The organism is Coraliomargarita algicola, from assembly GCF_033878955.1.
GTDB lineage: Bacteria > Verrucomicrobiota > Verrucomicrobiia > Opitutales > Coraliomargaritaceae > Thalassobacterium > Thalassobacterium algicola.
This window is the reverse complement of the sequence record NZ_CP138858.1, coordinates 5,266,224-5,279,251: the sequence shown is the minus strand read 5'-3', so window position 1 is coordinate 5,279,251 and position 13,028 is coordinate 5,266,224. Positions and strand designations below refer to the sequence as shown.

Here is a 13,028-nt window from a genome sequence, read left to right as displayed (position 1 = left end):
CAAGAGTTAGATCGAGCCTGCTGCATTAAACTCGATCACAGCATCATAAGCAGCTTTCTGAAGTAGTATCTTAGTCGCATCATCAAATACGACTCTGGCAGGATCGCCATTAGGATCTTTGCCTTGACCATCTAGCTTCGTTTCAGTCACCGCGTTGTATTTAAACCCCTCGGTGCTTTCCTTGAAAAAAGCGGCATAAAACATGTTGGAAGCCAGAAAGGCAGAGGTTTGGCTCGGATGAGCGTCTTTTCTATAGCGAAATTTCAGGTCTGTCCCGTCTTCTTGGATGTTTTTAATCCCCAGTCCAACTGGAACAACGGCATGTGGCTTGATACGTTCAACCAGTTTATGAATCGTTTCCATCTCCATTTCGGTTTGAGTCAACTCAAGTGGCTCCGAAACTGGGGCGCTATTTTGCGCATGGGGCGCGGTGATATACAGGATCACTTTGATGCCTTCTTGCTCGGCGACCTTCGCCCACTTCTGCGCATACTCAGCATAACCTGCATCCACATTATCGACTACGTCCTTATAGCTCTGCAGCACTAGATAGTCCCACTTCACTCGGTCGCCGGCTTCAATACGTGTGATCAATTTCTGCTGCTGTTTTGCCGCATCTCCCAAGATTTTACCGATCCTGTTCCACCCTGGCTTGAGCCCTGACCTCTTAAAGTAGGCCGTATAAAAATCGGGCGCTTGTTTCATCGCCTTCAAGGAATGGATGCGCTCAATATACGTCTCTACTTCAGCGACAGTGATACTGTTCAGCCGCACCATCGACTCCGAAAAATAAAGGTCATGATGCCGAAATAGATCCTGCCCACCATAGACAACACGTTCAACATTCACAGTCAACTCAGGCTGCCCTTCCTCAAATACCTGCTTAACAAGTTCCGGCAAATTATGGCGAAATGTGAAACTGTTGCCCATGAACAGAATATTGATCTCCTTTGCTTCAACCGAAGCAAAGGAGACCAGGAACAATATTCCAATAAAGTGCAGCTTACTTTTTCTCATCACGTTCTCATCCCCTTTAAATAACTGACCATCATGACTACTTTTTTTTACGTTCAGAAGACTGGTTTATTCGTTGCATCGCATCTTCCCCTAAATGCAAATGCAGAGCCTTAACCATTTCTTGGAGCTTTTCTGGATGTGTCTTTGCGAGATTGTGCTGTTCGGCTCGATCTTCGTTCAAATCATACAGTTCCCATGGCAGATTGCCCAGCTTACCGCTTTTACCACTGACCAGTTTCCATCCCTTATGAATGAACGCCTTGTTTTGGCGCCACATAAAATAAAAAGAACGTTCAGACAGCTCTTGCCCTTGAAAAACGGGCAATAAACTTGTGCCGACCAAGGGGGCTAACTCTCTGCCATTATACTGTTCCGGATACGATGCGCCTGCAACATCCAACCACGTCGGATACAGATCCCAAACAGCAACCTCGGCACGGGAAATCGTCCCGGGCGTCTGCATCAGTCCCGGATAATAAACGATCAAAGGCGCTGAATCGCCGCCTTCATACCCCGTATTCTTGCCCTTCCAAAATGGCGTATTGACTAGGTTTTCCCAAGCAGCGCCGATTTGCCAGTGCGAATCGATCGAACCGATCACGGCCTTGCGATCGTAGCGCTTTCCCATGCGTGAAGCCCTAAACCCTGTCCAGATTCCTTTGCCACCTTCACGGGTTCCACCGTTATCCGAGACAAAGGTAATCATGGTATTATCCGCGCATCCCATGGCCTCCAATTTTTCCAAAAGACGACCAATATTCTGATCGATGATATCAATCATGGCCGTATGTGTGGCCATCACTCGAGCTTCCTGCTCGCGCTGTTCCAGGCTCAGAGCCTCCCATGCGGCTTGTGAAGCGACCGACGGTGAAAGCTTCCATTCCGGGGGCGCGATCCCCTGCGCTTTCATCCGCTCAAAGCGGGCTTTGCGTAGTGCATCAGGCCCAGCCATATAGGTCTCCAAGTATTTTTGAATATCCTTCTCGTGCGCCTGCACCGGGAAGTGCGGGGCATGATAGGCCAGATGCAAAAAGAAAGGCTTCTGGTCGACTTGGTATTGATCAATAAACTCCAAGGCAAAATCCGTCTGCACATCGGTTTTATAATAAGGTCGATCTGCTTCCCAAAGTGCCCCGTCTAAGTAATTCGGTCGCACATTGTGATCAAAATAGTTACCGCCATCGGTGTTACCAAAGCTGCGAACGAAGCCCTTGTTCAGCACATCGGTCAACTCGGGAATGAGTTCACCATGTGTTTTCCCACAGAAATAGGTCTGATAGCCCTGCGCTTTCAACACTTCACCAATCGTAGCCGCACGCTCCATGACGCCATGTGGCTCCGCATGTAGGCCGGAGAGTAGCGAATCGCGCGTCGGCATACATTTAGGATAGGTGCGATAATTTGTAAAACGATAGCCTTTTGCCGCCAAACGATCAATATTCGGCGTTTCCGCCTCCCCGCCATAACTGCCGAGATCCGAGTAGCCCATATCATCCACTACGATGCTGATAATATTGGGCCTAGCGGCCGAGGCGACTGACATCCCGAAAAGAGACAGCGCACACAGTGCTAGCAGCAGTTTTTTTCTGACCTTCACTATATGACCTTTCCTCGATTGACGTCTATCGTGTGACAGTGAGTTCTTGCGCACCCGCTTCAATAGGAAGATCCGCGAGATAAAGGTTCTCGCCAATCAGCTCAAAGGTCGCGCCCTTCATCTTCGGTGCACCTTGATCACTCCAGATCGCCAACGGCCCCGACTCGTGCAGGGTAAAGACCACCTGGTCGTTCGAAACGGACTGCACCTTCACCGCAGCGCTCGGCAAGTATTTGTCAGTGCGGCCGATCACCGCCCAGCCTTGTGTCTTCGGGTAAAGGAGGAACAATTTTGCACCAAAGCTCTCAACTTCAGCAGTCAAATCGTCGTCTAAAGATACCACTGATTGAGCAGCTTGATCATAGACCAATAAGCCTTCTTCAGGTTGCGTCCAAGGGCCGTCACTCGGCTGCAATAACTCACCCGCATACGGGTAGTCCTTCGCAGAGATCGAACTCACGAGTGGTTTCTCGACTTCCGAGAAGTTGAACAACGCAATCGCAGCCACCTTATCTTCGAGCGGAGCAATCACGCGGAAAACCTCTGCGTCACGAAACGGGTGAATGAAGAAGCTCTCCGGCAACAATGTTGCCGGTGCCTGCGTGCGTAGCAACAAACCATCCTCGTAAGCAAATGGAATGAGCCTCTCAGCGACGATCTTGTTTGGCTCGTCCGAAATATAGACAGGGCCTCCTGAGATTGCTCGCGCGACGGACATCGACTGCACATCACGCTCGTCATGCGTGTGGAACATATCCAAATCGCCCCACACCGTTTGGCTCATCCACAAGTGATTGGCAAAGCTCTGGTAAGTGTTGCACTTGTTCTTGTCTTTATCTGCCTGATTGTAATCAGGGCTAGAACGAGTCACCACACTGTATTTCGTCTGAAACGAGTTGATATTTGGCTGCGCGATACAATTCAGCAGCGGCATGTCATACTTCTTGGTCGCGGCTTCGAGTGCCTCGTTGTTGTAGCGCGTCGCACGCACTGCGTTCGCAGTGCCCTTATAGAATTCCGGGACACGCGACTGAAAGTCGACCTTGGTAAAATCAAAACCACTCTCCTTAGAATCTTTCACCATTTTCTCATAAAACGCTTTTGCGCCAGCGGCGTTATCTTTTGGTAGCATGGTTTTCCCGTTCGCACTCGGCATCAGGTTCGGAGTCAGATCTGTCATCGTATGCTCGGGTGAAATGGCCCCCATAAACCCAAGCATATTGCGCCAAACACCCATCCACTTAATGCCATCAGGGTTTTTCAACGAAGTGAGCTCTTCCCATCCATTGGGAAATTTTTTGACGTCTGGTGTGAAATTGATGATCTTACTATTCTTCTGAGTTAAGTAACCGTTGTCCACCATCAGCCAACGAATCGGAGCATCATTCGCTTCGATAGTATGCACCGCATCGACTAGGATTTTTGAAGAAATTCTAGTCTTATAAAATTCCCACGAGCACCAGCCGAGATAACCATAGGGCTCGACCGGGAATTCTTTATTCGAGCGCCAGTCCGCAGCGACAAAGCCCGATTCTATCACCATATTCCAGGCTGCGTGCGTAGCGGCATACGGCGAGTCGCCATAGGCCCACAGTAACAATGGCACATCACCTGCCACATCCTCGGTGCCGTAAGTCGACGACCGAAGCGTCAATTTCGCATTTTCGAGGAAAAACTCTGAAGATACTTCCGACGACAACATGGGGATGATCGACAGATACTGCCCTTCATTGATTTGAAGCAAAATGAACTGCCCCCGTTGAACAGAGTTATGCTTATACCTCGTCTTGGACGGCTTATATCCCTGCAGATCTACGAGAGAGTTAAAAGCGACCGCTTCCACACGATTACCATTGGCGACTCCCCCCGAAAAAGGGCGATAGTAAGCACCCTTCTCAAAAGCTGGCAACGCAACTTCACGCGAAAGCACGACACCACTCTTGCTTGGCTGTAGATTCACATCCTTCTCTATAATGAAGCCAGTCGGTTCAGAAGTAATTTGTATCGTTTGCGCCAGAAGTGCACTGGCAGAAATCAAGCCGACCAGGGCCACGGATAGACATTTTTTCATCATGTATGATTGTTTATTATTCAAATTAAGTGGGCATGGGCTGTCGACTACGGACGCCACGGCTCCGGGCCGTTTCCTTTTTGCTGTAGGAATTTAGCGCCGACGTTGTCATACCATGCGTGTAGGTTGGCACGCATCTGTGTGACACGCTCAGGGAATTGGGCTGATAAATCGTGCTGCTCACCCAAATCCTCTTTTAAGTTGAAGAGCATCACTTCGCCATCCTCATAGCGTTCGACTAATTTATAATCACCCACACGGATCGCGCCGCCGGGGATGCCGCCTTGGTTACTGTAGTGCGGGTAATGCCAGTAGAGTGTGTCCCGCTCAAGCGATCCTCCCTCAAGTGCTTTCGTAATATCAATGCCATCAATGACATGCGATGTTTCGACGCCAACCGCCGACATCACCGTGGGATACAAATCAATCGAACAAATCATTTCATCACTGATCGAGCCGGCTTCTGTCACGCCGGGATAACGAATAATCCATGGCTCGCGTATGCCGCCCTCATAGACCCAGCCCTTGCCACCGCGCAGCGGCAAATTGCTAGTCGGTGAGCCTTCACTCGTCGAGAGTCCACCATTGTCGGAGGTAAATATCACGATGGTATTGTCGGCCACACCTGAATCATCAAGTTGCTGTAAGACTTTACCCACAGCTAAATCCATCGCTTCCACCATGGCGGCATAGACTGCGTGCTTTTGTAAGGAACGTGTCTTCACACCCCGCCTCCCGGTGACTTCTGATTCCGTCACGCTGAACTCTTCTCCCTCGATCAAGGCCGCTTTCTTCTTATATTTCTCGACCAAATCAGGGCGCCCGATCAAAGGCGTATGCACTGAGTAAAATGATAGATACGCGAGGAATGGCTGATCCTTATTGGCTTCAATAAACACAGCGGTCTCACGTGCCAGGCGATCCGGCAGGTGATCGCCCTCGGGGCTCTCTTCCATCTGAGGATTCTCGAAAGGCGCAAAGTATTTCTTTCCAGTGTAAGGCCCCCCCGCACTATAACCGCCAATATTCACATCAAAGCCACGATTCTGCGGATAATATTCCTCGGATTCACCTAGGTGCCATTTCCCGGCAAAAAAGGTCGCATAATTTTTAGCCTTTAAGGCTTGAGGCAATGGAATTTCGTCCAGAGGCATCTTAGTGACGAGTGGGGCTGGTTTAAACCGGCCACTGCGTAGTTTCGCCACATCCTTGGGAAAGAAATTGGTCGCCCCTACCCGAGTCGGATACTTGCCCGTCATCAAACTGTAACGCGTCGGAGAACAAACCGGATTGGCGGCATACCCATTCGTAAAGCGCATGCCGGATCTCGCCAAGGCGTTCACATGCGGTGTCTCATAAAAACAATCGGGGTTATTTGCACCGATATCCATGTAGCCTAAATCATCGACGAGAAAGACCACCACATTGGGCGGTCGATCTTCGGAAGCCGTGGCAGCACTGAAGCCAGATGCGAGCGCAAGCAGGGCCATCAAACCAGCGCACTGAGTAGTCAGTAGTCTAAATCGTTTCTTCATGAAATTCAAGTCACAAATATAGACTATTTAAGCGACACTGAATATAGCCAGAATGAGTGATTCTAGTGATGAATGCCACTACTCTAGCTCGGCCTGAATTCGGTAAAATGCTTTGTCGGCTAAGGGAACAGGCAAGGTATAACTGTTCTGCGGAGGCGTGGCGGCGAGGCTCTCTGTATTCAGCGCAGAAAATGCCTGTATCAGATCAGGCGAGTGCAAGACATCATAGACGCGCCCAGCCGCACTTGCCCATGTCAACTGAGGCGCGGTTTCTCCGACATCGAGAATTTTAAAATCGCCATTTGAACTGCCATCATTCGGATCGCTTCCAAAAATAAATTCCTCCCAGGCCAGCCAATTATCACCATCAGCGTTACTTAATGCTGCGGATTCATAGTCACCACCGAGAACCAGCCCGTGTTGATCCAGCCATGAATAAGGCGTTCCCTGACTGGTTCGCTCAGTCACAGTCAATGTGACTGCATCACGACTATATGTGATCGCAAATAAGGTGCCATCACTGCCCTCCACCAGGTCGTCCGGATTTGTGAAACGCCCAACAATCGAAGCAGCTGTCAAGACCTCGAAGGCATCGCCTAGTTGCGGGCTGAGCGCAGCATCCACAGTCACAGCGAGCATGCCCGACAAAGTCGCTGTTTCTGTGACTTGAACTTGAGCATAGTCGATCCCAGCGGTGCCAGTTCCTTGAAGATAAATCTCTACACTCGCAGTGTCCGTTTCACGATAGTAACCATCGATGACAAGCACACGGTCGGCTGGCACGACACCCGCCTCGCTGATGAAGCTGAGTGTTATCCCGTCTAACGCAGCGAACTCACTGTTAGTGGCGGTTGTCGATTCGAATCGTAAGAACAACTGCTTCCCAATGGAACTCGGCGTTGCGTTGATCACATTATTTGCCGACAAATCATAGCCGTTGGAAAAGTTTTGCGTGGGCGTGACCTCGAAGCTGGCAAGTGTTTGCTCACCACCATCTTCGTAGTAAAGCGAGGCCGTGATTGTATCGCTACCAAGATCCCATCCACTCGCACCGGCATAGTAAAATTCCAAGGTAAATACATCCCCGCGTTGGATGGTGTGGCCTGTATCGACCGCGGGCGAGGAGACAATCCCGCTGCCATTCACCCCCACGATGCCGCGGTAGCTTCCGGCTTGAGCGTTGATCGTATTGCGTGCGTCTAAACTTTGATCACCGCCGTAGTTAAACCAAGCGTCAGTCGAACTATAAGTATGACCACTCCCCGACTCGAAGCCTCCGTTTTGAAGAAGCTCACCACTGCTAGCCGGCACAGTGGTTTCATCGCCCCCAATCACGGTCAATGCCCCCGCATTATAGCAAGCGGCCGCGACCTTCCCATGCCCGGACAACTCTCCGGCCTCTTTCAAATCCAACCAACGCAGCGACTCCAAGGTGCCTCCAGCTAATTGTATCTGTCCATGCGCGGACACACGGATTTCATTGCGTCCGACGATATGATGAGAATTGACATCGAAAATCTGCTTCGCAACGCCAGACGCACCTTTAATCTCCAAACCAAGAAACTCCAAATCAGCATCTGCCAATGCTGTCTGATCACTGCCTCCAGTGTTTTCCATCTGAGCGATCCAACTAAGCTGCGGTGCACCCGTATCGCTTTGATAAGTCACACTGTTGAGGCTGTTGGTATAGGTGTAATCCGACCAGTTCACAGCGGTCGACGCGTCTGCCCCGTCGGCTCCCATCCACGAATGGTAGGTAATGGAAAACCACTGTGGCTCAGCCACACGTTCCCCATAGAGCAGCGTGGAGAGCTCCGCGGCGAGTGTCGCATTGGCTCCGGCGATGTTAGTCGATTCGTCATGATCATTGACGAGGTCGTAGAGCTTTAAAGTGCCGTTATCGTCGACCAATTTATAATCGCCGTGAATAATCGAACGATCTGGCTGAGCCTCGTGAATAATGAAATCGCGAGGGCGTTGCTCGTCTTCACTCAAGAGGGTCGGCGCAATTGACACGCCATCCAAACCAAGCGGTGTTTCCACCCCTGCGAGGTCACAGAAGGTCGGTAATAAGTCAGTCACGTCCACCACCATTTGCGTATCCGTGCCAACTTGTAGCGTTGAGCTAGCGGTAATTTTGCTCGGCCAGCGCACGACCATTGGCACTCGAATGCCTCCCTCCCAAATCTGAGTTTTGTAGCCTTTCAAGCCACCATTCGCGTCCAATTCCGTGCGTGAATTATTAGTATGCCCACCATTGTCAGACATAAAGATGACAATGGTGTTGTCGGCAACGGAATCGGAGGTGTCGCCATCGTTATTCGGGTCTTCTAGAGCAGCTATAATATTACCTAAGTGTGCATCGATTCGAGTGACCATCGCTGCCCATTGCTTTGAATCAGCAGAAAGCGCGGCAAATTCGGCATCCCCGTCATACGCATCGTCCCAGCCCGGCAAGTCGATAATGTCATTATACGGACTATGCGGAATCTGTGAGGCAAACAAGGCGAAGAATGGTGTGCCGTCGGCATTGTATTGCTGTGCTTGCGTGCGGACGAAATCTAAGGCCGCGAAGGCATACGTATCGTCGCAGTATGCGGTCGATGGATACGCAGCGTCGCTTTGCCTGGCGGGCAGTTCTGGGTAATCTGGATTGTTGGCGTAAGCGGCTAAAGTGTTCGTCACCAAATTCAGGTTGGCGTCTCCTGGTTTGTAGGACCATAGCGTCGGCTGAAAGTAAGAGTGCGCACGAATATGATGCAACTCCGCCAGCACATAATCATAGCCATGTTCATGCGGCAGCGTCTGTTGGTTTAACAGCACGGGGCTGTTGAGCGAATCGGACGCACCGTAGCCCCACTTGCCCCAATAACCCGTTACATACCCAGCAGCTTTGAGCACGTCGCCCATCGTCAAGTCTTCGGCACGCATGGCCTTCTGGGCATTGTCGGTATCGTTACGATCTGCGTAGCTATGGCCTTGGTGAAAACCAGTCTGCTGTGAAGAACGCGCGGGTGAACAAACGGTGGCACCATACGCGCGTTGAAAGTTCACTCCGGCTTCGGCTAAGCGATCAATATTTGGAGTGAGCACATTGGCCAAGCCCGCTGCGCGACGCTCATCCTGTCCATTGGCCCCAATAGATCCCCAGCCCATGTCATCGACATACAAATAAACAATATTCGGGCGCGGCGCCTCGCTTTGAGCCTGAGCAACGACACTCGAACAGAGTGACACAGCGGCCAGCATTAAGATGTAAATTCCTTGAAATTCCATAATCACTCGATGTCGTGAAGCCTGATAAGAAAGAAAAAAGACCCTGCCCCGAAGGGCAGGGTCGATGGAAATTACTGACTAACAGCGAAGTGGTAGCATTTACTTGCGACGACGCACCATGACCCAAGCAAGGCCAGTCAAACCAGCAAGTAATGCATAGCTGCCAGGTTCGGGAACAATGGTGAGAGATACGCTATCAAGCCCCACGAAGCCTGATGATCCAGTTTGGATAAATTCGACGCCATAAGTCGCCCCTGCCCCTGCAGTAATGAGATTTGCAGACGTGACGGTGAATGAAGTCGCAGCAATGTTGGCTTGTTGCCAAGACCCCTGGGTGGTGTCCATCGCGAGGTCAATTGTGCCGAGATCCACTTTAGTGCCTGATCCGCCGTCTAGGAACACCGTGCCACTCCAGATGCGACCAGGCGCGTTGTTGGCTGCGTTTCCGTAGAAATCGAGGGTGACGATGTCGCCTTCAAGAGCAATTGTGCTGGTCAACTGAGAGAGGGTGGAAGTGAGATCACCGGTGAAAGCTCGATTAACGCCATCATTTGCGCCTAAAACAGCGCTATCAGCAGTGCCCCAACTCGCCCCAGCGCCCGTCCAAGAGGCAGGCAAGGTGCCATTCGCGGCAGTCACGCCTTCAAAGCCACCGTCGGCAATGACGTCGCTGGCGTTGGCGGTCAGGCTGGCGGCGACTAATGACACAAGGCTGAATGATATTTTCATATTATTTTTCATATTTTTAAGGTTTAATAGAAGTGAAGTTTCTAATTAATCAGCAAACAGGCGCTAAATACAAACTATGGGATCAGTAGTTCGTGCTACAACTTATCGTAGGGCGATTCTCCTCCTTTGACACGATAAGCTCACGTCATGCTCTAGCGCTGCACGCCGACACGGAAGAACACTTGTGTTTCCGCAGGAAGATTAGGCAGCGTCCAGCTCTGCAGTGCGGGCGCAGTCGACGGGATAAAGGATTCGAACGTGGTCCAAGCCGACAGGTCGGTGGATTGCTGCACGTAATAGCGCCGTCCGCTCTCGGGGGTCCATTCCAGAGTATTGCCTGCGTCCCCGATCGTGACTACGGGCCTTGAATTGGCCGAAACGGGAGAGCTTTGCCAGTCGTGTTCCTCCTGGTTGCTCCACCCATCAAAATCCGAATCGTCGCCGGGTGATTGGCCTTTAGTTCCGAAATGCGTGATTTCCCAATCATCATCCAGCCCATTCCCGTCCGTATCCGTTATAGGTAAGCGTAGCATCGCCTCAGCAAATCGCGCTCCGGTCGTGAGATAGGCCTCCGTAGCAAAGTGAATGATCCCCCCGGATGCACTGGGGGCGAGCCCCTCAGTCGCAATCATTCCATTGTAGGCGGACGCATCGGCCACGGATTGTTGGGCGGCTTGAACGACGTCGCAGCGCGCTTGCTTGGTGGCATCCCCAGCCGACCATTGACTGTTCGAGAGCTGGGCAATCACAAACCGCAATTCACTGCCGTAGGTCAAACGAAGGTCCGCGATGAAGTTGGTTAAATTTGTTTGATAGTTGTTATGCTCACCGCCGTTCACATCGCCCTCTCCCTGATGCCAAATCATGCCCTCGATCTGGATGATGGCATTGGGAAAAAACGACACCAAGCCCGCAAGACCATTGGCCACCGTCGATTGGAAAGCTTGGTAGATGGCACCGTCCCCGGAAGTGGACGCATCACCACCAGCGATCCAATCAGCATAGAGATTGGTTCCGCCCACCGTATGTTTGATGATGGCGATGCGGCTTTTCTCCGCGCCAAGTCGAGCATGCACGTCACGCCCGAATTGTAACTCAGGTCCAAAACCACCGGCGTTCCCACTTTTACTGCCACTGCCGGCCTGCAGGTCGACCCATTCGTGGGCAGCCAAAGGACTCTCCCCGCCTCCGTTGCCATGATAAAACCTAACTTCAGGCGTCGGCGCCTGATCGGCGATCGGCAATTCGGAAGCGATTCCGTATCCATCAGCATTCGACTGGCCACCGACAAGATAAACCAGCACACGGGTCACGGATGGATCTGCCAGTGAATTCCTCCCCTCAAAGGCTAACTCACGGGCCCCCACCCAAGAACTCCCCAAGAAATTATTAGTAATAATCAACTCCACAGAGCGAACGCCCGCATAGGTGGATTCAAACACAAACTGCTCCGCCGCATAGGTTCCAGTCGTGGGGCCTTCGGTTGCCGTTTCGCTATAATCAGCTCCTACTTGAGCGCCTCCACCAGTCGCGCCGCCAGGCGCATCATAGAACTTTAGGGTAAAATCCTGAATGCCTTTACTGGCGATCGTGGCATTCGTCGAATTATTCCAGAGGTAAAAGGCAGAGAGGTCTGTTTCCGAATTAAATTCAACGATGACCGTCACTGGGTATCCCCCTGCGGGAGGGTCTGCCGTGGCATAGGCTAGGCCCGAATTTGCCGCCGTCGCGCTGATGGTGTCGGTGGCTAAGGTGAGACTTTCATTTGTCAAATTCTCGACTGGAAAGCTCGCATTGAACTGCCCGCCATCCGTCGATAAGCTGTCTGGGTAGATGAAGTCGGCCGTGCCGCGACTACTGCAGAGAAAGAAAGTAATCACAAAGGCAATGCGGCTCGATTTCTTAAATAAAAGAGTCATTTCGTCGTGTTTTGTTGGCAAAAAAAGACCCTGCCCTAGAAAGGCAGGGTCTATGAAAATCACCGACTCAGGTCTAGCTGGCGGCACTTACTGGCGGCGACGCAACATCACTGAGCAAAGCCCCAGCATGCCTGCGATCAAAGCATAGGTGCCAGGTTCGGGAATAACACTCGCAGCAACGTAAACATTGTCCAAGCGGGCGAATTCACCATCAATCGCGCTTGTATCAAAGCGGACAAATAAGTTTTTACCGACAGCGGATGTGACATCAATCTCATAGCTCGCAGCTGTGATTGATTCAGTATCCCAATCACCAGCAATGTCCGTTGCGGTAGATGTGAGTGTCAAAACATCTGTTGCGGTGCCGTTAATCAGATCATCAGCCGTATAGAAGAATACCATACTAACAGTGTCAGCGGCATCCCAATTGAACGCATCTCTCCACATGAAGGAAGCATCAAAGGTCTGTCCGAGCGCGATGGTGGCGCCTGTGTCAATGCCAGGCACTTTAGGGCCTGTGGGGGCAAGGCTCGCGGCGCCGATGATTAAGTTTCCATTACTACCCACACCTGAGGACAGATTATCGGCCCATTCCGACGCGCCTGTTCCGAGGTTTAAATCCCAACCAGCGCCAGTTGTCGCCGCCAAGGTATCGAAATCACCGGCTTTTACGGAGGCATCGTGACCGCCGCCAACGACACCATCGTCGTAATCAATCAGAACGACTGCTGCATTCGCTGCCGCAGTAGCCAATAAGCTCGCTCCAAGTAAGGCACATTGCGTTATCTTTTTCATGTTTTTTGTGGGATAATTAGAAGTTGAACCGAATTAATCACCAAACCTGATCAAAAAACAAACTATGGGATCTGTAGTTCGCACTACAA

8 protein-coding genes are annotated in these 13,028 nt (G+C 51.3%); all 8 read right to left on the bottom strand.

All coding sequences use genetic code 11. The features are described 5' to 3' along the window. Window positions 1-6 precede the first annotated feature (6 nt). Window positions 7-1,017 (bottom strand): hypothetical protein, encoded by a 1,011-nt coding sequence (locus SH580_RS21510; RefSeq protein ID WP_319832865.1) that lies wholly within the window; start codon window positions 1,015-1,017, stop codon window positions 7-9. A gap of 37 nt (window positions 1,018-1,054) precedes the next feature. Beyond that, window positions 1,055-2,614: a sulfatase-like hydrolase/transferase gene (locus SH580_RS21505; protein WP_319832864.1), complete on the bottom strand. Its 1,560-nt coding sequence runs from the start codon at window positions 2,612-2,614 to the stop codon at window positions 1,055-1,057. Window positions 2,615-2,639: 25 nt separating this feature from the next. After that, window positions 2,640-4,688, bottom strand: coding sequence for a Sip1-related alpha-galactosidase (locus tag SH580_RS21500; protein ID WP_319832863.1), 2,049 nt, complete (start codon window positions 4,686-4,688; stop codon window positions 2,640-2,642). 44 nt (window positions 4,689-4,732) lie between these two features. Further along, complete coding sequence (locus tag SH580_RS21495; RefSeq protein ID WP_319832862.1) at window positions 4,733-6,220, bottom strand: sulfatase; 1,488 nt, start codon at window positions 6,218-6,220, stop codon at window positions 4,733-4,735. A gap of 78 nt (window positions 6,221-6,298) precedes the next feature. Further along, window positions 6,299-9,496, bottom strand: a complete 3,198-nt coding sequence (locus SH580_RS21490; protein WP_319832861.1) for a sulfatase-like hydrolase/transferase — start codon at window positions 9,494-9,496, stop codon at window positions 6,299-6,301. A gap of 99 nt (window positions 9,497-9,595) precedes the next feature. Further along, window positions 9,596-10,225 carry a PEP-CTERM sorting domain-containing protein gene (locus SH580_RS21485; RefSeq protein ID WP_319832860.1) on the bottom strand — a complete coding sequence of 210 codons (630 nt, stop codon included), beginning with the start codon at window positions 10,223-10,225 and terminating at the stop codon, window positions 9,596-9,598. Window positions 10,226-10,377: 152 nt separating this feature from the next. Beyond that, window positions 10,378-12,144: a sialate O-acetylesterase gene (locus tag SH580_RS21480; RefSeq protein ID WP_319832859.1), complete on the bottom strand. Its 1,767-nt coding sequence runs from the start codon at window positions 12,142-12,144 to the stop codon at window positions 10,378-10,380. Between the two features lie 87 nt (window positions 12,145-12,231). Next, window positions 12,232-12,939 carry a PEP-CTERM sorting domain-containing protein gene (locus tag SH580_RS21475; RefSeq protein WP_319832858.1) on the bottom strand — a complete coding sequence of 236 codons (708 nt, stop codon included), beginning with the start codon at window positions 12,937-12,939 and terminating at the stop codon, window positions 12,232-12,234. Window positions 12,940-13,028 lie beyond the last annotated feature (89 nt).